The organism is Streptomyces herbicida (genome assembly GCF_032656585.1).
Taxonomy (GTDB): Bacteria; Actinomycetota; Actinomycetes; order Streptomycetales; family Streptomycetaceae; genus Streptomyces; species Streptomyces herbicida.
The window spans coordinates 118866-141533 of sequence record NZ_JAUYWJ010000006.1; the positions used below are offsets into that span (position 1 = coordinate 118866).

The following is a 22668-nucleotide window of genomic DNA, read 5'->3' on the forward strand; positions in this document are numbered from 1 at the left end:
GGCATGTGATGGACATCCGGCGAAGGCGCCGCACCCTGCTGGCCGGACTGGCCACGGCCGCGCTCCTCGCGGGCGGCACCGGCGCGGCCGCGGCCGACAGCTCCCCCGCACCGGCGCCGACCGGCGACGGAGCGAAGGCGCTGTGCAAGCGGGTGCCGAAGATCGACCGGCGCATCGAGCGGGCGCTGAACCGGCTGGACGCCGGGGTCGGTACCCGGGGTTCGGTGGCGCGGCTGGAGCGTCGCGTGGACAACGCCAAGAAGGCCGGCCACACCGAGATCGCCACGTTTCTCGAGGACCGGCTGAAGACCCGTAAGGCGTTGGTGCCGATGCTCAAGCAGCGGCAGCAGGACCTCGCCGACGTCAGGACGTGGTGCCAGGACAACAACGGCGGCAGGGCAGCGAGTTGATGCGGGCAAAGGACTCTGCGGCAGTGGTCGTCCTGCTGGCCGCTCTGGCCGTCGGCTGCTCCGGTCACGACGGGGCTTCGCCGAAGGCTCCCGCGGCCACGCCGTCGGGCTACTCGCAGATGCAGCAGAAGGTCGACGCGGCCGAGTCTGCCGCCGCCGCGGCCGACCAGGACGCGGCCTCGAACGCGGACCGCTGAACCAGGGGAGACGGCGGACACGGCCGGGCGGGGACCCGAGGGTGACCGCCCGGCCGCGTTCCGCCGCCGATGGACCCCGGTCTCGTCCTGATCCGAGTGTCATCCAGCGCATATGACCGTCACAGCCCGCACGATACGTCCGCGGGCCTCACGTTCCCGGGATGATCCTGCGGGTCTCGTAGGCCCACATCGCGATCTCCACCCGGTTCCGGGCGCCGAGCTTGGCCATCAGGCTTGCCAGGTGTGTCTTCACCGTGCTCAGGCTGATGTGCAGGGCATCGGCGATCTCGGTGTTGGTCAGGCCCCGGGCGACGGCGAGGAGGACCTCCTCCTCGCGGGCGGTGACAGGGGAGATCGGCTGGGCAGCGGGCCGCCCGGCGGGTAGGTCCGCGAAGGCCTGCAACAGGCGCACGGTGACACTCGGTGCGATGAGTGCCTCGCCGTCGGCGGCCGAGCGTACGGCCTGTGCCAGCAGCTCCGGCCCGGTGTCCTTGAGCAGGAATCCGCGTGCCCCCGCACGCAGCGCGCCGTAGACGTATTCGTCGAGGTCGAAGGTGGTGATCACGACCACGACCAGCGGGTCGGCGACACCTGGACCGGCGATCAGCCGGGTGGCCTCCAGCCCGTCGAGCAGGGGCATGCGGATGTCGAACAGGCAGACGTCCGGCCGCAGTTCACGGGCCAGGTGTACCGCCTCTCGCCCGTCGGCCGCCTCGCCGACGACCTCGATGCCGGGCTGGGCGTTCAGCATGATCCGCAGGCCGGTGCGGATGATCGTCTGGTCGTCAGCGACGAGCACGCGGATGGCCACCGCTGTCCGCCCTCCCCCTTGGCAGTTCGGCTTCGACGTGCCAGCCCTGGTCGGCGCCCGGGCCGGCCTGCAGCCGTCCGCCGAGCAGGGCGGCGCGCTCACGCAACCCGGCCAGGCCGTACCCGTCGCGGCCCCGGCCGGCCCGTGCGCCGTCGTCGCGCACCGTCACCCGTACCTTCTGAGGGTCACCGGTGACCCGGACGACGACCTCGGTGGCGTTGACGGCATGGCGCATGGCGTTGGTCACCGACTCCTGCACGATGCGGTAGACGGCCGCGTCCACCGCCGGGGGCAGTGTGTCCAACTCGCCGTCGAGCCCCAGGTCGACCCGGAGTCGGCCACCCGGGGCGCGTACGAGACGCTCTAGGTCGGCGACACCGGCCGGCGGCGCCAGCTCGGCCCCGGCCCCGCGGTCACGCAGCGCAGCGACCATGGCTCGCATTTCCTCCAGGGTGCGCGCCCCCTCCTCCTCGACCCCCTCCAGCGCCTCGACGGCAGCGGCCGGGTCCGTGCCCGCGACCACTCGGCCGGCCTGGGCGCGGATCACCATGGCCGAGACGTGGTGGGCCACCGTGTCGTGCAATTCCCGGGCGAGCTGCTCGCGTTCGCGGGAGCGTACCCGCTCCAGTTGCCGCTCGCGAGCGGTCGCACGGAATCGTACGGACGCCCCGATCAACGCGGGCAGGGTCAGGAAGCCGAAGCCCACGACCTGCTCGACGGGCGGGGTTTCGTCCGTGGCGGCCGACAGTGCGAAGGCCACGAGGATCAGCGTGCCGCCCAGTACGATCTCCCGTCCCGATCCCCACCGGGGCAGCGCATACACCAGCACGAGTACGACCAGGCCGGTGTACAGGCCGACGGGCTCCCGTGGGGCGGCCACCAACGAGGCCACCTGGAGTGCGATCATCGCCGCGAACGCGAGCGCGACCGTCGCCAGCGGGTGGGTCCGGCGCCACATGGGCAGTACGCACAGCCAGACGGCGAACACGACGGCCACGGGCCGCCAGACGACGTCCGCCCGCAGCGTGGCCTCCAGCACCACACTCGCCAGCCCGACGGCAAGCAGCGCCCAGTCCCGCCACACCCGGCCGGGCGGGTCGGGCGGCCGTGGTTCGTTCCACAGAGTTCGCAGGTCGTCTCGCAGCACGGTTCTCAGCCTAGGGACCGGGCCGCACCGCGCATCGGCCGAAAGAACGGGTCGTCGCTCCGCCCGGGGACGGATCGATCCCCGGCTTGCGAGCCGATGTCCGCGAGCGCGACTGCGGCGAACCTCGGCATCGGTGGCCGTACCGAGGCGGCCCGCAAGGTGGTTGGAGGACCGATGCATTCGAAAGCCCTGTCCCGTCTGGGCGCGGGCGCCGCCCGTCATCCGTGGCAGGTGATGGCGGCATGGCTGATCGCCGCCGCGCTTGCGGTCGTGGCCGCGATCGCCTTCGGCGGGCGTACCGCGGACTCGATGACCGCTCCGGGGCTGGACTCCCAACGGGCCGCTGAGCTGATCGAACGGGCCGGCACCGGACAGGAGGGGATGACCGCCCAGGTGGTCGTCACCCCCCTCGACAGCGGGGCGACGTTCTTCGACCACGGCAGCGCGCGCACCGCGCTCGCGCGGCTGCGGGCCGAGGTGGGGCGACTGTCGCATGTGCTCGGCACGAGCGACCCGGTGGGGGCGCTCGACGCGGGCGGCGACACGGCCGTCCGCGGCGGCCTGGTCTCGGCCGATGGGCGGATCGCCGTCGTCCGGGTGCAGTACCCCGACCAGAGCCGGCTGTCGACCAGGGACCTCCACGCTCTCGTCGACCTCGGCGACCGGCTGCGCGGCGAACTGCCGCTGCGCATCGAGATGGGCGGGAACCTCTTCTACGTCTTCTCCGACCCCGACGGCGGTGCCGGCGAGCTGATCGGCATCCTCGCCGCGGCCGCGATCCTCTTCCTGGCGTTCGGCTCGCTCGTCGCCGCCGCGCTGCCGATCGGCATGGCGGTCTTCGGGCTGACCGTCGGTGTCGCCACCATGACGGTACTCGCGGGCGTGACGGAGATCCCCACCTTCGCACCGGTCCTGGGCAGCATGGTCGGGCTGGGGGTGGGCATCGACTACGCGCTCTTCGTGCTCGCCCGGCACCGGGAGTACCTCGCGGGCGGGCTCGAACCCCACGAGGCAGCCGGGCGCGCGGTCGCCACCGCCGGGCGCCCCGTGGTCTTCGCGGGCGGCACCGTCGTCGTGTCGATCCTCGGCATGGCGGTCGCGAACGTGCCGTTCATGACGGTGGGCGGGCTCGCGGTCTCGATCGTCGTCCTGACCATGGTGGTCGCGTCGGTGACGCTGCTGCCGGCCTTCCTGGGAGCCGCAGGCTCGCGCCTGGCCCGGACCGGAGGGCTGCGTCGGCTGATCCGAGCGGGGCGACGCGGGGGGTGGCCGGTCAAGGCCTCGGACGCCGGCTCCGGGTGGCGACGCTGGATCGGGCACGTCAACCGGCACCCGGTGCCGTACGCGGTCGGCGCGGCCGGGCTCCTGCTCACCGCGACGCTGCCCGTGCTCGGCCTGCGCGTGGGCCTGCCCGACGACGGCTCGTTGCCGCACAGCCGTACCGAGCGCCGTGCGTACGATCTCGTCGCCGAGGGCTTCGGACCGGGCACCAACGGCCCCCTCATCATTGCCGCGGACCCCGCCGGTGAACCGAGGGTGCTGGACCGGCTCGTGGCAGCGGTCGCGGCGGACCCCGGCATCGCGTCCATCGCGCCGGCGCAGGTCGATGAGTCCACGGGTATCGCGACGCTGGTGGCGTTCCCGACCACCGGCCCCCAGGAGCGGGCCACGGCCGACACGGTCGCCCGCCTGCGCAGCGACGTGCTGCCCACCGTGGTCGGGCGGGGCCCGGCCGAGGCCCATGTCGGCGGCGCCGCGGCGAGCCTGTCCGATGTGGGCCAACGGACCAGCCGGCGCCTGCCGGTGTTCGTCGCCGCCGTGCTGGCGCTGTCGTTCCTGCTGCTGATGCTGGTCTTCCGCTCGATACTCGTACCGCTCAAGGCGGTGCTACTGAACCTGCTGAGCATCGGAGCGGCCTACGGCGTCCTGGTCGCGGTGTTCCAGTGGGGCTGGGGCGGTGCACTGATCGGCCTGCAGACGACGGTTCCCATCGTGTCGTTCATCCCGATGTTCCTGTTCGCCATCCTGTTCGGCCTGTCGATGGACTACGAGGTGTTCCTCCTGTCGCGGGTGCGCGAGGAGTATCTGCGCACCGGCGACAACAACACGGCGATCGTGCAGGGCGTCTCGGGGACGGCCCGGATCATCACGTCGGCCGCCCTCATCATGGTGGCGGTGTTCCTGTCCTTCGCTGTTGCCGAGGACCCCTCGACCAAAATGTTCGGGCTCGGCCTGGCCACCGCGATCTTCATCGACGCCACGATCGTACGCATGGTGCTGGTACCGGCGACGATGACGCTCCTCGGCCGGGCCAACTGGTGGCTGCCGAGCCGGCTTGACCGGGTGCTCCCGCTCCGGTCCGCCGATCCGGCGCGGAGCTCCACTCACGACTTGCCTGTGCCCCTGGGGGAGGGTTCACAGTGACGGGGTGAGCGACTTGATCACGATCGGCGAGCCAGCCGCCCCAACCCGGCTCAGCCGGAAAGCCCTTCGCTTGTACGGAGACCGGAGGCTGCTGCCACCGGTCCGCGTCGACCCGGCCGGCGGGATTCCGCTACTACGGCCCCGACCAGGTGGAGCGCGCCCGCCGCATCGTCCTGCTCCGGGCCGTGGGCATGCCGCTGTCGGACATCACGGCGGTGCTCCAACCGAGCGGTGAGGAGTCGGCAGGCCATCTCGACGCGTACTGGCGCCGGCAGGAGCGGAGCACAGCACGCGCCGAGCACTGGTGGCCCATGCGCGTCGCGTTCTCACAGGAGAGAGGTCGACCTTGTACGAGATTTCCGAGCGGAACGTCCCCGAACAGAAGGTGCTCCACGTCCAGCGCCATGTTTCGGCGCACGCGCTGCGCGGCTATCTCGCCGAGGCGTCCGAGAGGCTCTTCTCCCACCTGAACGCGGTCGGCGCGGGCATCTCCGGCCCGGTGTTCGCGGTGTACCACGGCCTGGTGAGCGAGGACTCCGATGCCCCGGTCGAGGTGTGCGTTCCGACCGAGGCGGTCGTGGAGCCCTGGGGCGACATCGGAGTACGCCTGGAGGCCGCGCACCGCGAGGCGTTCATCTCCCTCACCAAGCCGGAGCAGGGCCATCCCGCCATGCTCCCGGCCCACGACGCACTCGCCGGTCGGCTGACCTCGCGCGGGTTGTCCCTGAGCGCCTCCGCGCGGGAGGTCTACTACCCGAACTGGGCGACCGCGAGGGCGGGCGAACACGTCGCCGATGTTGCCTGTCCCGTCCGAACCGTCAGCCGAGGTTCCCGAAGATTGCAGCCAGGAGTACACCGGATGCGAGGAAGACGAGGGTCAGCGTCGCCATCGCGGCCTTCTGCTCTTGGGTCACCTCGGTGTGAGGCATGTTCATTTCGGTGCCGGCGGGGACGGCTTCGGCCGCTGGTTCGTGGATCGGTTCGCCGCCCTCACCGAGCACACGTACCGTCCCCATCCCGTGCTTCAGGTGATTGCTCACCAGCCAGACGTTGACCGGATAGGCGAACGCCAGACCGGCCAGGACGGCCAGGGAGAACGTCGTCCAGAAGCGCACACCGGCGGCGTCGTGGGTGCCCGGCACATGGCTCCGGATGATGACGATCACGGCCACCATGGCGCCCATGACGCAGTTCATCGACAGCCATTCCGCGAACACCGTCGAGCGGACGGCTCGCAGATAGCTGCCACCGAGCATGTCGCGCATGAAAAGGGCCTGGAAGACGAGCAGTCCGAAGCCGAAGCCCACGATGTACTCGGTCAGGCTGTCGGCCCAGGCAGGAAGACCGATCACCGAGGTGATGACGGCCGCCATCACGATGCCCGTGGCGTCGCCGGCCACGCAGTGGATGGTCGACCCGAAGGCCTGCTTCCACAGCGGAGCCACGAACCTCTCGTGGGTCCCCGGCCGGGGTTCCTTGCAGGAGAGCACATAGAGCGCGGCGCCGATCGGTCCGATGTAGAGGGTCACCAGGACCCAGCCCCACTTCATGACCGTAAGTTCGGGGTTCTTGGTGAACGCGTCGAATGCGACGTAGACGGTGGACAGGGCGACCAGGAAGAACCAGACGTACATGAGGGTGTCGGCGGTGGTCCCGCTCACGCCGCCACTGGTCGCAAGCATGTCCACCGCGCCCTCCACCCGCTCACTCACCCACTGCGGTACCGCACTCTCGTGACAGGCCATGATGCGGCCGGGCGCTTCCGCCGGGCGGTCCGACGGACCTCACCGCGTCCTTCGGGGTGGTTGCTTTCACCCCGGTGGAGGCAGCGCGGTAATGAGATGGCCGCACAGCCGCCGCGTCCGCGGCATGGCCCGACACGGCCGCAGGGATCTGCCGTGCCGTGTCCGGCGCCTACTTCGTGCGCAGCATCAGGGCCTGGCGGGTGTTGTCGCCGTAGACGCCGACCTCGTCCCCGCGGATGCCGTACCGCTGCTGGAAGCGGGCGACAGCCTGGCGGACCTTGGTGTCGTACTGGCCGTTGATCGCGCCGCGGTCGTAGATCTGCGGGATCTGGAGCAGACGTACCTGCAACTCGTACACGCCGTGGCCGCTGTCGCCCGGACGCAGAATCCCCGTGCCGGGAATCTCGGGCAGCGCGGCGTTGCTGCCGGGCTGCGGCTGGTCCGGTTGTCCCAGGGACGCGGGTGGCTCCGTCGGCGCGGTGTGCTCGTTGACGAGCAGGGAAGAGGCAAGGAGCACACCGCTCACGGCGCCCAGTCCGAAGACTCCGGCGACGCGGGCGTGCCGCGGATCGATGGACCGTCGGTGCTTGCGGCCTTCCTTCTGCGGGGCCGGGGGCATGGGCTCCGCGGGAGCCGGGGCGCCGGACCGGGCCGCGGGCGGAGCCCAGCGTTGCGGTGTGGTGGAGGGGGTGCCACCCGCGGCCGAGTCGGTTCGGGGGCGCATGTCTCGCTGTGGACGAGCCCGGGGAGTGAAGAACGGCGACGGCTCCTCGTACCTGGGGCCCCCGTTCGCCACGGTGGACGGCACCGCCGCCTCCCGTGGCGAAGCTGCCTCCGGACCCCTGCCGCGTGCCCACAACGGCTCGACCACAGCGGCTTCCACGGCCCCGGGCGGGTGCCCGGCGAGGTCGCCGCCTTGGGCCGTTGTGCTGTGGTGTTGCTCCCGCTCCATCGCATGAAGGTCGGCGCGTGCGGCGTCCAGCGCTTCCAGAACCGCCTGGAAGGAAGCCCGGATGTCCTGCGCCGGGTCATCCGCGGAGGCGAGGGCTCGGCGCGGCTCGGCGTCGTCGAATGCCATGGGCAGTCCTCCTCGGTCGACGTCTGTGGCGTGCCACGTCGGCCACCTGTCCTTGTGCAGCGATACGCAGGCCGCTCCGTCTTGTCTCAATCAGCCGTGCGGAGTTGAGGCTTTCGGCCGCTCGGCCACGTACCGGGCCCGCCACTGGGGCAGGCAGTCGTGGAGGTACAGCGCGAAGGGGATCCACCAGATCAGATCGTTGGTCAGGAGGATGACGCCGGAGGCCAGGGGCCACTGGCCCGTGAGGGCCAGCCACAGCCAGCCGAGCGGTCCGAGGAGCTTGCCGGCCAACCCGACCGCCGCAATGGGGAGGCCCTCGGCGGGGCGGAGGGCCACGTCCAGGTAGAGCAGCCCGTACAGGCCGAGCACCATGCCCAGCGTCATGAAGATCTGTGGATGGTTCTGCGGGGGCATGTCGGCGACCCGGAACAGCCATTGCGGGTCGACGGCCGCATAACAGCCCCAGACGATGTTGTAGGTGCCGGCCGCCGCGAAGACCCGCCGGTGCAGCCGCTCTCGGGGAATGGGAGAAGTCTGACGTGATATGAACACGACTGCATTGTCGTATGTGTCGGTAGCATGCCATCGCATGGGAGAACCGAACATCGTCGTGGTCGGGGGCAGCGGTTATTACGGCCGGTACGTCGTCGCTGATCTGCTGCGCCAACCCGCCGTCCGCGTCACCGTGGTCTCCCGCAGACCGCCGGATCCCCCCTTCCCGTCCGACCGGGTCCACTGGGTCGCCGGCGACCGGGACGCCGAGGAGCGCCTGGTCGACCTCCTCGGTGACGCGGCCGCGGTCGTGCACTGCGCGGGCCCGTTCCAAGCCCTCGACGGCCCCGGCACCCAGCCGCTCGGGCCGCTTCGGGCGGCGGTGTCCGCGGGAGTCCCCTACGTCGACATCTGCGAGGACCGCGCCTTCCTGCGTGCGGCGACCACGGTGGCCCGCTCCGCGACGGCTCCCGTCCTGACAGGGGCGTCCGTCGTCCCCGGCCTGCAGGCGCTGATCGTCCACGACCTCGCACGCGACATGGACCGTGTCGACGGCATCCTGTGCTGCGCCGCCCCCGACACCCGGCAGCACCGCGGCCCGGCGATGTTCGAGGCGATGATGCACGGTGCCGGACTCCCGTTCACCGCGCCCCGCGGGGGCATACCCACGGTGGTCCACGGATGGTCCGAGCCCGAGTGGACGCTGTTCCCGCCGCCGGTCGGCCGACGTCTGGTCCACCAGGTGTACGAGATGGCCGACCTGGACGTCCTGGCCGACCTCTGCGGTGCCGGCACGATCGCCTTCAAGGCCGGTACCGAATTCACCGCCGTCAACCGGGCGTTGGGGCTCTTCGCCGCGCTGCGCGCCCGCACCGGGCGGCCCCGCTCCGCCCGGCGCTGGACCCCGATGGTGCGGGGGCTGTCGTGGCTCGTGGGCCGCGTCGGCGACGAGGCGGGCGGCTTCACGGTCACTGTGAGCGGTGAGCGCGACGGGCGGCCGATCACCCGGCGGCTGGGGATGACGTCCGAGCGGGACGGCGGTCGTATCCCCTCACTGCTCGCGGGTATCGCCGTGGAGCAACTGCTTGCGGGCCGGCTCCACACGGCCGGCCTCGTTCCGCTGCACTCCTGGCTGGCCCCGCACGAATTGCGTACGGCCCTGCGCGACCGGGACATCAGCCTGTGGCGGCGGGACGACGAGGGCGACTGGCAGCCCTGGGCGGATTGACGAGCCGTCAGATCCGCGCGCAACCGCTTGCCCGGAAGGCTCCCGTCGGTCCTGCCTGGACACCGTAAGTCCTTAAGGTAGTCACGCAGGCCATTGATCCACAAGTGGTTTCGATGGGCGACGGCCGGGAGACGTAAACGGGTACCGGTCGGCCTTGATTGGCTGGGTGCGGCCCACGGCATCACGGGCGGCGTCCGCCTCTCCGTGTTGTGCCCGGGCTTCCCGGAGGCCCGGGTCGCGACGACGGCGTCGAGGCCGTTTCGTAACCGGCGTTTAACGCCAGACTCTTGCGCTCGGCGGCGTCGACGGCAAAGGTATCGCACCAAACCTTTAATTGAGGCGGGGAGCGGTACGTCGGATCCACCGGCGGCCACCAGAGCCCGAGGAGGCCCGTATGCCCACCGACAAGTCAGTGACGGAGCCGGAGCGCGAGAAGGCTCTGTCCGGAGACGCTCAACGCCTTCACGAACTCGGCTACGCCCAGGAACTGGCGCGTTCGATGTCGGCGTTCTCGAACTTCGCCATTTCGTTCACCATCATCTCCGTCCTCTCCGGATGTCTGACGCTGTACGGCTTCGGCATGGTTACCGGCGGCCCGGCGATGATCACTTGGGGCTGGCCGCTGGTCGGCGTCATGACCCTCTTCGTGGGCCTGGCCATGGCCGAGGTCTGCTCCAGCTACCCGACGGCGGGCGGCCTGTACTACTGGGCGGCCAAGCTCGCTCCGTCCCATGGGGCGGCCTGGTCCTGGTTCACCGGCTGGTTCAACTTCCTCGGCCAGGTGGCGGTGACCGCGGGCATCGACTTCGGCGCGGCCTTCTTCCTCAACGCGCTGCTCGACCTGCAGTTCGGCTTCTCCGCCACACCCGAGCACACCATCCTGCTCTTCGGGATCGTGCTGGCCGTCCACGGCGCGTTGAACACCTTCGGCGTCAAGCTCGTCTCCTTCCTCGGCAACGTCAGTGTGTGGTGGCACATCCTCGGCGTACTGATCATCGTCGGCGCGCTCGTGATCTTCCCCTCGAAGCACCAGTCGGCGGACTTCGTCTTCACTCACTTCGTCAACGGCACCGGCTGGGGCTCCAGCTTCTACGTCGGACTCCTCGGCCTGCTGCTCGCCCAGTACACCTTCACCGGCTACGACGCCTCGGCGCACATGACCGAGGAGACCCACAACGCCGCCGAGGCCGGACCGCGCGGCATCGTGATGTCGATCCTGGTCTCCCTCGTCGCCGGCTGGGTCCTCCTGCTCGGCATCACCTTCGCCATCCAGAACTACGACGGCGCCCTGACCAGCTCGACCGGCGTCCCCCCGGCGCAGATCTTCATCGACGCACTCGGCGAGACCGGTGGCAAGCTGCTGCTGCTCATCGCGATCGGCGCCCAGTTCTTCTGCGGCATGTCCTCGGTCACCGCGAACTCCCGGATGATCTACGCCTTCTCCCGGGACGGCGCACTGCCCGGCTCGCAGGTGTGGCACCGCATCAACAAGCGGACCAAGACCCCCACCAACGCCGTCTGGCTGGCGGCCGGCGGCGCCTTCGTGCTCGGCCTGCCCTATCTCTGGAATGCCACCGCCTACGCGGCCGTCACCTCGATCGCCGTCATCGGCCTGTACATCGCCTATGTCATGCCTGTCTTCCTGCGGCTGCTCCAAGGCGACAACTTCGAGCGCGGGCCCTGGCACCTCGGCCGCTGGAGCCGGCCCGTCGGCATCATCGCCGTCGCCTGGACGCTGATCATCACCGTCCTGTTCATGCTGCCCACGGCCAGCCCTGTCACCGGCAAGAACTTCAACTACACGCCGATCGCCGTCCTCATCGTCGTGGGCTTCGCCGGAGTGTGGTGGCTGGTCTCGGCGCGCAACTGGTTCAAGGGCCCGAAGGTCCAGGGCACCGCCGAAGAGCTGGCGGCGATCGAGCATGAACTCGAGTTCTGACTCGGTTCGCCGGGGCGCTGGGACCTGCCTGCGGCAGAAGTGACGGTCGGCGACCACCGGCCGGCACAGTGCCCATGGGGCGCAAGGCTCCTCCTGCCCCGGTGACCGGGGGCAGGACGCGTCCGCGGTGGCGAGGGTGGAGGGTCTCGTCAGTACGGACCGCCCGGGCGTCGAGCCATGTGCCGTTCATCGTCCGTCGTCGTCGAGCCGCTCCACGAGGAGCATCGCCGCATCATCGGCCAGGTAGCCCCCCGTGTGGTCGACCAGTGCCCGGTGGATGCGGTCCAGGAGTTCCGACGGGCCGCACGGGTGCGCCGCTTCCAGGGCCTCGGGCAGGGCGAAGAACGCTTTGTCAGGGCTTCGGGCCTCGATCACGCCGTCGGTGTGCAGCAGCATCCGGTCACCGGGCGCGAACGGGAAGATCTCGACCTCGGGAGGAGAATCGGTCATGAACTCTTCCAGGCCCAGAGGCGGCAGCTCCGTGGAGGTCTTCAGCTCCTCGACCTTGCCGTTGCGCACCACCAGCGGGGGCGGATGGCCGCGATTCACCACCTGGATCTCGAAGCTGTCGGTCACCTCTGCCACGACGGCGGTGACGAAATCCTCGGCCTGATCTTCCGCATCGTCCTGAGAGACCGCCGCAGGTCCGGTGCTCTCCCGTTCGATCGCTGCCGCGCAGTGGTTCACCACCTCCACCAGATCGGCCTCGTAGTGCGCGGCCTCCCGGAACGCGCCCAGCACGGCCGCGGCCAGGCGCACCGCGGGCAGGCCCTTGCCGCGGACGTCACCCACGATCATCCGCACCCCGTACCGCGTCTGCGTGGCCTCGTACAGATCACCGCCGATCTGCGCCCCTGTCTCCGCCGCGAGGTACATGCTGGCCATCCGCACCGGACCCAACCGGGCCGGCACACCTCTCAGGAGGACTCGTTGTGTGGCCTCGGCAACCCGGCGAACCTGGGCGAGCTCGATCTGCCTGCGCGTACGCATGGCGTTACTCACGGCGACACTGGCCACCGACACCATGAACAGAGACAGAAGGTTGCTGTAGACCTGGCCACCCCAGCTGTGGTGAAGGCCGGCCGTGATCAGGGTGACGGCGCAGGCGCCGACCGCTGCCGAAATGATGCCCTTCGGTCCCCACGTCAGCGAAGCCAGAGCCGGTGTCGCGGCGAGGATGGGGCCGGTCACCACGACATGCCCGGGCGAGAGCTCGATGACCAGTGAGAACAGTACGATCATGAACGGCGCCCACTGCCCCAGTCTGAAGAGGACCCGGCCATGACCGCCCGCCTCCGATGGGCCAGATGAGCGGAAGAGCGACCGCATGGGTACAGCCTGACGCACTGAAGTCGAGTGTTCCACTCGCCCACCTCCAGCGCACTCAGGGCAGCAGTCGGCGTTCCTTCGCGGCCGCCACCGCACCCGCGCGGGTGTCGACACCGAGTTTGTCGTAGATGCGACGCAGGTGGGTCTTGACCGTTGCCTCGCTGATGTACAGGGCACGGGCGATGTCCCGGTTGCCGATGCCGCGGCCGAGCTGGGCGAGGATGTCGCGTTCCCGGTCGGTGAGGGCGGGCCGGGGTCGGCGCAGGTTGGCCATGACGCGGTCGGCGACCGGCGCGGAAAGGCGGCGGTGCGACCTTCGGCGGCCGCGTGAATCGCGGCGAAGAGCTCATCGGGGCGCTCGGCCTTGAGCAGGTAGCCCGTGGCGCCGGCCTCGATGGGGCGGGTGATGTCCGCGTCGGTGTCGTAGGTGGCCAGGACCAGGACGTGGAGGGAGGCGCCGGGGTCGGAGGTGAGGCGGCGGGTGGTCTCCACTCCGTCGACGCCCTCGCCCAGCTGCAGATCCATCAGCACCACGTCCGGGGTGAGTTTCGAGGCCAGCGCCAGTGCCTCCTCGCCGCTGCCGGCCTCACCGACCACCTCGATGTCCGGGGCGCTGTCGAGGAGGGCACGCCGCCGCGAGCCACGCGGGCGGCAACCGGGCCGCCCGCCCACCCGAGGAGTCGACCGACCGATGGAGGCCATGAAACCCGTGTACAAGAAGTTCTCGCTCCGTGCCCGCGTCGCCACTGGTGGTGCCGTGCTCGCCGCCGTCGCCGTGTCGGCCTTCGGCGCGGTGTCCGCGAACGCCTCGGCGTCCGGCACGACGGACGCCGTTGCCGCTTCGGCCTCCGTCCCGGCCCGGGTCACCACCACCTCCACCCATCTGACGATCGACGCCGCCGCCAAGGCCGCGCAGGCGGCGCTCGACGCCGCGGAGAAGGAGAACCAGCGGGTCACGGTCGCCGTCGTGGACCGCAACGGCAACACGATCGTCACCCTGCGCGGTGACGGCGCGGGCCCGCAGTCCTACGAGTCCGCCGAGCGCAAGGCGTTCACCGCGGTCTCCTGGAACGCCCCCACCTCCCAACTGGCCGAACGTGTTCAGCAGACCCCGAACCTGAAGGACATCCCCGGCACCCTGTTCCTGGCGGGCGGTGTCCCCGTCACCGACGGGAACGCACCGATCGCCGGCATCGGCGTCGCGGGCGCTCCGTCCGGTGCGCTGGACGAGAGGTTCGCGCAGGCGGGGGCGCACGCGGTGGCCCGCCGCTGAGCCCGCTCAGGCGACTCCTTGGGGTGCGCCTACTCCTCGGCCGCGAAGTCGGCCGCCCGGTAGCCGATCATCATCGTGGCGAGGTTGGTGTGGGCGCGTGGAATGGTCGGCATGATGGAGGCGTCGGCCACCATCAGCTGGTCAACACCCCTGACCCGTAGGTGTTCGTCCACGACGCTGTCTGCGTCGCGGCCCATCCGGCAGGTACCCACCGGGTGGTGGTAGGGCAGGACGTGTGCGCGACAGACGTGTTCGAGGTCCTCGCTGCGCCACCACGGACTGTCGGGAAGCTTCACCCGTCCCTGAGCGGCCAGGTCGTCGATGATGTCGCCGGCCGTGGCGACGACACTGGCCGCCCGAGCACGGTCGAGAGGCGTCGACAGGAAGTTCACGTGGACCCGGGCCCTGTGACGCCCCAGCGTGAGGTGGCCCCGGCTTTCGGGCGTTTGGAGCGAGGCGGCAACCGCGACGGTGTTGGGCCCGGCGGTGGGGTCGAAGAAGGGGGCGTGATAGGCGAATATCTGGCCCTGCGGGTGGTGTTCGCCCGGCAACTCGTAGGTGAGCAAGGTGCCTTGTCCGCCCGGCATGGGCAGTTCGGAGGCGTTGGTGACCTCCACGTTCATCTGGAAGAGGGGATGGTCGACCAGGTTCGTGCCCAGCTGCGGGGCGTGGGCGACGACCGGCAGGCCAGCCTCGTGCAGGTCGTCGGCCGGACCGACGCCCGAGTGGAACAGGATCTCCGGGGTGCCGAACGTTCCCGCGGACAGGATGACCTGGTCGGCCTCGACGGTGTGTTCTCCATGAGAGTCGCGCAGGACCACTCCACGGGCCGTGCCGTCGCTGATCAGAACCCGCAGGACCTCGCTGCTCGCGCGCAGTTCCACATGGGACCGGGTACGGACCTCTGGCAGCACGGTGACCAGGGTGCTCATTCGCACACCGTCGACTCGGTTGGTGGGGAAGGGGCCGAACCCCAGGGCTCCGGGGGCGTTGTGGTCGGCCACCGGGTGGTAGCCGTGGCGCCGGTAGGCGTCCTGGAACGCGAGGTCGAACGTGCTCTGCTCGTATCGGGTGATTGGTACGGGACCGTCGGAGCCGTGATGGTCCTCGTGCCCGAACTGCCGGTCGGCCTCCAGTGCGCGAAAGGCCGGCAGGCAGGCGTCGAAGGACCACAGCTCGGATCCCCAGGCGTCGAAGCACCACGGGTGACCACGTACCGCGGCTGCCGCGTTGACCGCTGAGCAACCGCCGAAGACCTTGCCCCGGGGCAGGAAGTTCCCCGAGTCCTGGTCGGTGTACTGCCAGTAGTACTCGGGCGGCAGGAGGATGTCCGTCCGCAACTCCGGCGGTACGTCAGGGCCGGGGTCGATGCCCGCGTCCACGAGAACGACCTCATGACGTGGGTCCGCGCTGAGCCTCCAGGCACAGATGAGGCCGGCGGACCCGGCCCCCACGATGACTGTTCGCACGGGAAATCCTTTCTGTGGCAACGTTGTCCCGCAGTGCGGCGCGCCTCACAGCGGGAAGAGGAAGGGCGCAGGTCACAGGGGGAATTCGGGTCGTCCTTCGACGCCCGCGGTGACCCATCGTGTGTCGGTGAAGAAGTCGATGACTGCCCGGTCGGCGAAGCGGCCGAGGCCGGAGTCCGTGATGCTTCCGAAGGGGGCAGTGAGCTCGGCGGAGACGCCGCGGTTGTTCACATGAACGGCGCTTGCCGGCAGCCTTCGTGCGATGCTCAGGCCGACCGCCCAGTCATCGGTGATGATGCCCGCGGTCAACCCGTGCGGTGGTGTGGCGGCAAGAGCGACGGCTTCCTGCGCGTTGTCGACCGTGTGGACCGCCACGACAGGGCCGGACACTTCCTGGGTCCAGATGTCCATGTGCGCAGTGACATCGGTGAGTACGACCGGTGCCATGGAGATACCGTCCGCCTGGACCGTGCCTGTGCCGGTCACCGCGGTGGCGCCCTTGGCGAGGGCATCGGCCACCAGCGCCGCGACGCGTTGTGCGGTGCGGGAGTCGGCCATGGTGCCGTTGGCTTCGGCCGGCCAGGTGGGCCCGCCGAGGGGCAGGGCCGCGACTCTGTCGGCGAATCGGGACAGGAAGTCATCGGCCAGAGTGCGGTCGACGATGATGCGCTCGGTGCTCCAGCAGCCTTGTCCGGCGTTCAGGAACGAGCTGACCAGCGCGGCGTCCACCGCGTAGTCCACGCTGGCGTCGCCCAGGACGAGCAGGGAGTTCTTTCCGCCGAGCTCGAGGACGGACGGCTTGAGGTGCCGGGCCGCCTCCACAGCCACCTCGCGGCCCGCGGCGGTTGAGCCCGTGAAGTGAACGGCACGTACCCGTGGGTCGGCGACGAGCGCGGAGACCATGTCGGTGTCGTCGTCGCGGTCAGGGGTGGTGATACCTAGCACACCATCGGGAAGGCCTGCCTCAGTGAGTACTTCGCGTAACAGCAGGCCGCCGGTCAGGGGCGTGTCCTGACTGGGCTTGAGAACGACGGTGTTGCCCAGGGCCAGTGGCAGAGCCATGGCGCGGGCTCCCAGGACGAGCGGGGCATACGGGGGCGTGATGGCCCCGATCACTCCCAGGGGCACCCGGATCTGCAGGGAGACGGCCCCGAATGTGGGAGTGGGCAAGACCTGGCCGCTCGGCTGTGCGACCGCCGCCGATGCGTCGATCAGGATCTGAGCCGCCGTCTTCGCGTTGAACATGGACCACTGCCCCGCGGCTCGGAGTTCCGCGGCCATCGTGTCCACGATCTGACCGGTCCGCATGATCAGCAACTGGGCTGCCTGCAGCAGGATCGCGCTGCGTTCCGCGGGAGGCCGGGCCGACCACGACTCGAAGGCCCGGTGAGCGGCGGTCACCGTACGCACCGCGGTGTGGTGAGCGGCCGCAGGGCCGTCGGGGTTGGCTGGAGCCTGCTGCCCGCCGGTGATCCGGCTCCGCAAGCTGGACATGTGTTTCTCCTGTGCAGTGAACTTGCGACCGCAGGTCGGCAGGACGGCAACACGGCCGCTCACCGGTACATACGGTTCGTACGCAGCGTCGGTACATACGGTTCGTACGCAGCGTTCTCTCCTGCGCGCCACAGGGCGCACGCGCTGTGGCGCAGCTGCGCGACCGACTCCCAGCCAAGCCCATGGGGCACGGGGTGAGCCATGACGTCAGCGATCGTCAATCATCAGGAAATGCAAGGGGCTTGAGCCGCGTCACAGGACATGTGCTCGCGGCGGCTGGGCTAGTGTGCCTTGCGAACGTGTGGGCCGGACGGCGTTCACCTGGGCGTGACCGAGGACTGCCCGGTTCTCACGTGAACATGCCCGACGAGGGACTGCACGGGGCATACGGCGGCGAGGGCGCGGGACTGGCGTAAGGCGTCGCGTCATGACCGCGGCAGTGGCCGGTGCGCCGGCTTCACAGGGACACCAGGTGTGCGGTGAGGCCCCCGGTTCCCCCGTTCGCCCCACCCGTGTTCGTGTACCCGCACGCCATGCCGGCCGTGCAGCGACCTCGGTGACAGCCGCCGGCCATCCCAGGGTGCGCTGCGGCGGCAATCAGACGGTGACGGCTTGCCGCGTGTCCGCCGCCGAGTCGGCGGTCGCCGTGTAGAAGACGGACTTGCCCTGCTTGCTGCGTCGGACCTGTCCCCTGGCAACCATGGCCTCGAGTGTGCTGCGGACCACGGTGATCTTGATGCCGCGGTCCTTGTGCTCTTCCGCCAGGGCGGCGGTGACAGCGAGGGCCGAACGCGGCTCACCCTCCTGGCTGAGGTAGCCGACCACGAGATTGCGCAGGGTGGGGGCATTGCGGTCGGCCTGATGCGGCACGGAGGCGTGGGAGTCGGACGGCGCCGGGACCTCGTCCGATGTCTGCGTGTCGCCGAGAGCCTGCTGCATGTTGCGCAGGAGGACCTGGTTGTGGCGCAGTGTCTCCAGCCTGCCCTGCAAGGCGGCCATCTCGCTGGTGAGGCGCTCCTGCTCCTGGGCGTTGCGCTCCAGGTCTTCGGCCAGCCGGGCTGCGTAGAACGGCTTGAGGTTGGCGATGTCGTCCTCGTTCTCGGCCACAGGGCCCTCTTTCTTCCCGGAATGACGTGCCGATGCGTTACCGGATAGTACTCACAACAATTGTGAATACCTCGCGCGTGCACATGTCCGACCGGTGTCCCTGCACCGCGGTCTCAGGGAATGCGCAGGGCGCTGAATCGCGTCACGATGTGCAGGTCGTTCTCGATGGCCCGGGCCGTGTCCCTCAGTGCGGGCAGGAGCCGGTCACTGCTCTCCTGGAGGGGGGTGGAGCCGGAGTGCTCGGCGACGTTGAGTGCGGCGATGACGTTGCCGTCCGTGTCCTTGATGGGTACCGCCACCGAACGCAGTCCCTCCTCCAACTCCTCGTCGATGGCCGCATGACCTTGCTCCGCGGCCGCGGCGATGAGGGCGCGCAGGCGCGCGAGCGAGGTGACTGTGTGCTCGGTGAAGGCGCGTGGCTGCGAGGCGGCGATGATCCTTTCCCGTTCGGCATCGGGAAGGCCCGACAGCAGGACACGGCCCATGGCTGTGGCATACGCGGGAAACCGCGTGCCGAGGGCGATATGGACCGTCATGATCCGTACGGTCGGCACGCGCGCCACGTACAGAATGCTGGTGTCGTCGAGAACCGTGACGGAAGCCGACTCCTGGACGCGGTCGACCAGGGCGCGCAGATGCGGGGTCAGCAGGTCGCCGAACGGCATGGCGGCAATGCGTGAGTGTCCGAGTTCGAGGACGCGCGGGAGGAGACGGTAGAGGCCGTCGCTGTGCTCGGCGTAGCCCTCCTGCTCCAGCGCGACCAGGCAGCGCCTGACGGTCGTGCGTGGCAGGCCCGTGATCTGTGCGACGGCGGACACGGGAAGGCCGTCACCGCTTGCGGCTTCGAGCGCCTCCAGGACCGCGAGGCCGCGCGCGAGTGACTGCAGGAAGCCGGAACCCAGTTCGTTCTTGGCTTCGCCGACGGCATGGGCCGACCATGGCACCGTGTGCTCCCGCCCGGCCGCCGGCCGGGTCGCGTCCCGGCGGAACAGGCCGGCGAGGACCTCGCTCTCCCGCTGGAGCCGGGGCAGCGCGATGTCGGCCAGTTCCTGTGCCGAGTGCCTGCTGACATGGCTCACCAGGCTGAGCGCGTATCGGGTACGGCCGTCGCCTGCGACAGGCACCGCGATGGCCACCAGCCCCGGCTCCACCAGTTGATCGTCCAGGGCCCATCCGCGCGTACGGGCCTGCTCGGCCCGCCGGGCGAAGTCCTCCTCCGTGACCGGCCGCGGCCGCAGCCGGGGGAATGCCGTGCCATGGGGATCCGAAGCGGCGCTGCGACGCCAGACCGACCACTGCTCGTCGTCCCAGTCGGCTGCGAACACCGCTCCGGCGGCACAGCGTTCCGCCGGGAGCAGGTCACCGACCTGGAAGGCCACGGACATTGCGCGACGCCGGGGTGACTGCGCGATGAAACGCACTGCGTCACCGTCGAGTGCCGCCAGGGAAACCGACTCGTCCAGCTCGTCCGCGAGCGCGGCCACCTGCTGAGTGATCTCCCGGGCAGGGGCGGCGGCCGCCAGATAGGCGTTGCCCAACTTCATCAGCTGGGGCGTCAGATGCAGTTCCGCCCCCTGCTGCCGGATGTAGCCGAGGTGGGCCAGGGTGGCGACGATGCGGTCGACGGTGGAGCGCGCCAAACCTGTGGCGTGCACCAGGTCACTGGCTCGCATCTGCTGCGAGTGACCAGGTGCGGCCAGACTCCGCAGCACGGCAAGACCACGTTCCAGGGGACGCACGGATTCCTCGGGCATGGGATTCACCTCACACATCAGTCAACCGGTTCACCCGAACCCGTTGACAAGCGCGGGGCGCGGTCGGACACTCACAGCCATCGCAATTATGAACCACAGTTCACCAGGCGGACAAGTCTGGGGTGTTCCGGATATGGACCCCCGCCGTCGGATCAACCACTCGACCCGTCCCGCACCCGCACTCCCGTGAAACGAGAGAGCCATGCCCGTCCCCCTCGCTCCCCGAAAAGACCGCTCCTTCACATTGGTCGCCGGCGTCATCGCCCTGTGCTGGCTGGCCGTCTTCTTCGACGGTATGGACGTCAACATCTACGGCGCCGTGATGCCCCACCTGCTCGACGACCCCGGCCTGGGCTTCTCTCCGGCCCTGGCCGGGACCGTCGGCAGCTGGACCACGTTCGGCATGCTCCTGGGCGCTCTTGCCGCCGGTACCCTCACGGACTTGCTGGGGCGCAAACCGCTGGTGGTCGGCAGTATCGTCCTCTTCTCGCTCGGCAGTGCGGTGTGCGCGACGGCGCCGGGTGTCGCCACCTTCGGCGCCGGCCGGTTCGTCTCGGGACTCGGGCTCGGCGGGCTCATGCCCATCGGCCTCGCGATCGTCGCCGAGTTCGCGCCCCCGCGCCGGGCTGCCCTGGCGACGGGCGTGATGATGACGTCGTACCACGCCGGCGGCATGACGGCCACGGGCATCGGCCTTGCCGTCGCCCCCGAACACGGCTGGCGCTGGGTGTTCTGGGCCGGGGTCCTGCCCGCCCTGATCGCGGTTCCATTTGTGGTCAAGTGGCTGCCGGAATCGCCCGGCGTGCTCTTCGCGCGAGGACAGCGGCAGGCTGCGGGCGCCGTCGCCGCCAAGTACGGGCTTCCCCGCCCGGAGGAAGCCCTGGCGCCCAAGGCCGGTGCCAGGGGGCGCCTGTCCGCAGTGACCAGCCTCTTCGCTCCCGGGACCCGCTGGGCGACACCCCTGCTGTGGATCGCCTCCTTCGCCGGACTGCTGCTGGTGTACGGCGTTTCCACCTGGCTGCCGGAGCTCATGCGCGCCTCGGGCTACTCCCTGTCCTCGTCGGTGACCTTCCTGATGCTCATCAACGCGGGCGGGATCGTCGGCATGCTCGTGGCGGGGCGCACGGCCGACCGGTTCGGCCCCGTGAAGGTCTCCGCGATCTGGTTCCTGCTGACCGCCTGCGGAACCTTCCTGCTCAAGGCGCACCTGCCGCTCGCGGCCGCCTACACGATCGTCTTCGTCACGGGCATCTGGCTCTTCAGCGCCCAGGTGATGGTGTATGCCGCCACTGCCAGGACGTACGCCCCCAGTGAGCGGGCTACGGGCCTTGGCTGGGTGACCGGAGTGGGCCGCACCGGAGCGGTGGTGGGGCCGACGCTCGGTGGCGCTGTTGTGGCTGGTGGCAATGCAGGTCTGGGTTTCACCACCTTCGCCGTGGCCGCCGTGCTGGGTGCCGTGGCCATCTCCCTGGTGCCGTTGGCCGGCCGGGGCAGGACGACCGGCATCGCGCCTGCCGCTACGGCACTGGCGGCCGCTGACTCCTAGCCCCGTCCGGTATCGCCGGACGACCCACCCAAGGCCGCGCCGTCCGCACCTGCCGGGCGGCGCGGCCGACGCTCCGTCGGAACACGTCGCTCACGCCGCACATCTTCACCTCGCTGCCGACCAACCCGAGAGCGATTGACCGCGCCACCTCGAGCAGTGAGAGAACGTAAATTCTCGGGCTCGGGTGGCAAGCCGTCCGCCGTGGCGCCGCGCCGGTCGGCTTCGCTTCCGCGCGGTCAGGCCGCCGGGCAGAGCAACTCGAACGCGGCCTTGATCTGGGGCAGATGCTCCCGTCCGCGTCGCGTGGCCAGGTATATCGAGTTGCTGACGGGAGTGACCGGCGTGTGCAGCAGACTCAGCCTGCCGTCGTCCAGGGCCTCCTGCGCGAGATAGCGGGGTACGACGCTCAGACCGGTCCCCGCCGCGACGGCAGCCACCACGGTGCGAAGATCGGCGACCGTCAGAGCCGGTGTCGGTGGCTGTATGCCCCAGCACGTGCGGAAATAGCGCCGGGCCATCGGCATGGCAGGGGAGTAGCCGATGAAGCGACGAGTGTCGTTCTCCGGCGCGTACGGGGCTTCTCCGGCCCGGCCGACCAGTACGAACTCCTCCTCGCACAGATGCCTCAGGTGGAGTTGCTTGGTGGGAGCCTGCTCGATCTTCGTCACTACGACGAGATCCAGCTCGTCGTGCAGGAGTGTCTGGGCGAGCTCGGGAGACAGGCCGATGCGGCAGTGCACGTCGACACCGCGTGCCAGCAGCGGGGTCAGCTTGGGCAGTACATGGACGGAGAGCAGGTCACTCGGGGCACCCAGCAGTACAGGAGCAGTGGCGCTGGGAGAAGGTAGCGCGTCCATCGCGCCTTCCAGCGCGTCGAGGTGAGCGGCGATCTGAGTGGCGAGGAGGACTCCCGCCTGGGTCGGGGCGACCCCTCGCCCCAGCCGGTCGAAGAGCGGCCGCCCCATGATGCCTTCCAGCGTCTTCAGGTGACGTGAGACGGCGGGCTGGGACAGGCCGAGCAGGCCCGCGGCTTTGGCCACGCCTCCACATCGATAGACGCACAGGAATGTGCGGAGGATGCCGAGATCTGCTCCATGTTTCATGGCCGGAACCCTTCGGGGAGAACCAACGTTCTCCAAAGGTAGCGCATCGCCCGTGTGCCCATGGCCGGTCCCGGGGATGAGTAGCCGTTGATCTACGCCGCCGAGCCACGGAGGCTCGCGCT

The 22668-nt window shown here is 69.9% G+C and carries 18 protein-coding genes and 2 pseudogenes; 8 read left to right on the forward strand and 12 right to left on the reverse strand.

Annotated elements, in window-relative coordinates; all coding sequences use genetic code 11:
- Positions 1–8 precede the first annotated feature (8 nt).
- Positions 9–410, forward strand: a complete 402-nt coding sequence (locus Q8A52_RS14965) for a hypothetical protein (protein ID WP_316752076.1) — start codon at positions 9–11, stop codon at positions 408–410.
- Complete coding sequence (locus Q8A52_RS14970; RefSeq protein WP_316752078.1) at positions 410–607, forward strand: hypothetical protein; 198 nt, start codon at positions 410–412, stop codon at positions 605–607. Before Q8A52_RS14965 ends, Q8A52_RS14970 begins: the two co-directional genes overlap by 1 nt.
- Positions 608–755: 148 nt before the next feature.
- On the opposite strand, the gene Q8A52_RS14975 is transcribed toward Q8A52_RS14970, so the two are convergent.
- Together Q8A52_RS14975 and Q8A52_RS14980 are read right to left on the reverse strand one after the other, a co-directional pair.
- On the reverse strand, positions 756–1418 hold the full coding sequence (locus Q8A52_RS14975; protein ID WP_316752080.1) for a response regulator transcription factor: 663 nt from the start codon (positions 1416–1418) through the stop codon (positions 756–758).
- A complete protein-coding gene (locus Q8A52_RS14980; protein ID WP_316752082.1) occupies positions 1393–2565 on the reverse strand; it encodes a sensor histidine kinase in 1173 nt (390 codons plus the stop codon). Before Q8A52_RS14980 ends, Q8A52_RS14975 begins: the two co-directional genes overlap by 26 nt.
- A gap of 174 nt (positions 2566–2739) precedes the next feature.
- Here Q8A52_RS14980 and Q8A52_RS14985 point away from each other — a divergent pair, with 174 nt between their 5' ends.
- Together Q8A52_RS14985 and Q8A52_RS49050 are read left to right on the forward strand one after the other, a co-directional pair.
- The gene (locus tag Q8A52_RS14985; protein ID WP_316752084.1) at positions 2740–4989 is read left to right on the forward strand and encodes an MMPL family transporter; all 2250 of its coding nucleotides are present in this window, start codon (positions 2740–2742) and stop codon (positions 4987–4989) included.
- Positions 4990–5117: 128 nt separating this feature from the next.
- A pseudogene (locus Q8A52_RS49050) lies at positions 5118–5459 on the forward strand (MerR family transcriptional regulator); the annotation flags it as partial.
- Between the two features lie 348 nt (positions 5460–5807).
- Here Q8A52_RS49050 and Q8A52_RS14990 read toward each other — a convergent pair.
- The 3 genes from Q8A52_RS14990 to Q8A52_RS15000 form a co-directional block, all read right to left on the reverse strand.
- Complete coding sequence (locus tag Q8A52_RS14990; protein ID WP_316752541.1) at positions 5808–6671, reverse strand: DUF4396 domain-containing protein; 864 nt, start codon at positions 6669–6671, stop codon at positions 5808–5810.
- Positions 6672–6903: 232 nt separating this feature from the next.
- A complete protein-coding gene (locus Q8A52_RS14995) occupies positions 6904–7812 on the reverse strand; it encodes a peptidoglycan-binding protein (protein WP_316752087.1) in 909 nt (302 codons plus the stop codon).
- Between the two features lie 90 nt (positions 7813–7902).
- The gene (locus tag Q8A52_RS15000) at positions 7903–8364 is read right to left on the reverse strand and encodes a hypothetical protein (protein ID WP_316752089.1); all 462 of its coding nucleotides are present in this window, start codon (positions 8362–8364) and stop codon (positions 7903–7905) included.
- 37 nt (positions 8365–8401) lie between these two features.
- Here Q8A52_RS15000 and Q8A52_RS15005 point away from each other — a divergent pair, with 37 nt between their 5' ends.
- Together Q8A52_RS15005 and Q8A52_RS15010 are read left to right on the forward strand one after the other, a co-directional pair.
- Positions 8402–9532: an NAD-dependent epimerase/dehydratase family protein gene (locus tag Q8A52_RS15005; RefSeq protein ID WP_316752092.1), complete on the forward strand. Its 1131-nt coding sequence runs from the start codon at positions 8402–8404 to the stop codon at positions 9530–9532.
- 394 nt (positions 9533–9926) lie between these two features.
- A complete protein-coding gene (locus Q8A52_RS15010; protein WP_316752094.1) occupies positions 9927–11471 on the forward strand; it encodes an amino acid permease in 1545 nt (514 codons plus the stop codon).
- Positions 11472–11657: 186 nt separating this feature from the next.
- On the opposite strand, the gene Q8A52_RS15015 is transcribed toward Q8A52_RS15010, so the two are convergent.
- Together Q8A52_RS15015 and Q8A52_RS15020 are read right to left on the reverse strand one after the other, a co-directional pair.
- Positions 11658–12800 (reverse strand): PP2C family protein-serine/threonine phosphatase, encoded by a 1143-nt coding sequence (locus Q8A52_RS15015; protein WP_316752096.1) that lies wholly within the window; start codon positions 12798–12800, stop codon positions 11658–11660.
- Positions 12801–12855: 55 nt separating this feature from the next.
- Positions 12856–13427, reverse strand: a pseudogene (locus tag Q8A52_RS15020) (response regulator); the annotation flags it as partial.
- 64 nt (positions 13428–13491) lie between these two features.
- Here Q8A52_RS15020 and Q8A52_RS15025 point away from each other — a divergent pair.
- Complete coding sequence (locus Q8A52_RS15025) at positions 13492–14073, forward strand: GlcG/HbpS family heme-binding protein (RefSeq protein ID WP_408649201.1); 582 nt, start codon at positions 13492–13494, stop codon at positions 14071–14073.
- Positions 14074–14102: 29 nt separating this feature from the next.
- On the opposite strand, the gene Q8A52_RS15030 is transcribed toward Q8A52_RS15025, so the two are convergent.
- The 4 genes from Q8A52_RS15030 to Q8A52_RS15045 form a co-directional block, all read right to left on the reverse strand.
- Positions 14103–15542: a GMC family oxidoreductase gene (locus Q8A52_RS15030; protein WP_316752099.1), complete on the reverse strand. Its 1440-nt coding sequence runs from the start codon at positions 15540–15542 to the stop codon at positions 14103–14105.
- A gap of 72 nt (positions 15543–15614) precedes the next feature.
- A complete protein-coding gene (locus Q8A52_RS15035; RefSeq protein ID WP_316752101.1) occupies positions 15615–17036 on the reverse strand; it encodes an aldehyde dehydrogenase family protein in 1422 nt (473 codons plus the stop codon).
- Between the two features lie 597 nt (positions 17037–17633).
- Entirely contained in the window at positions 17634–18143 is a 510-nt protein-coding gene (locus tag Q8A52_RS15040; RefSeq protein ID WP_316752103.1) for a hypothetical protein, read from the reverse strand.
- Between the two features lie 113 nt (positions 18144–18256).
- Positions 18257–19897 (reverse strand): IclR family transcriptional regulator domain-containing protein, encoded by a 1641-nt coding sequence (locus tag Q8A52_RS15045; RefSeq protein WP_316752104.1) that lies wholly within the window; start codon positions 19895–19897, stop codon positions 18257–18259.
- A gap of 202 nt (positions 19898–20099) precedes the next feature.
- Here Q8A52_RS15045 and Q8A52_RS15050 point away from each other — a divergent pair, with 202 nt between their 5' ends.
- Positions 20100–21443 (forward strand): MFS transporter, encoded by a 1344-nt coding sequence (locus Q8A52_RS15050; RefSeq protein ID WP_316752106.1) that lies wholly within the window; start codon positions 20100–20102, stop codon positions 21441–21443.
- A 236-nt stretch (positions 21444–21679) separates the two neighbouring features.
- On the opposite strand, the gene Q8A52_RS15055 is transcribed toward Q8A52_RS15050, so the two are convergent.
- A complete protein-coding gene (locus Q8A52_RS15055; protein WP_316752108.1) occupies positions 21680–22546 on the reverse strand; it encodes a LysR family transcriptional regulator in 867 nt (288 codons plus the stop codon).
- Between the last annotated feature and the right edge of the window lie 122 nt (positions 22547–22668).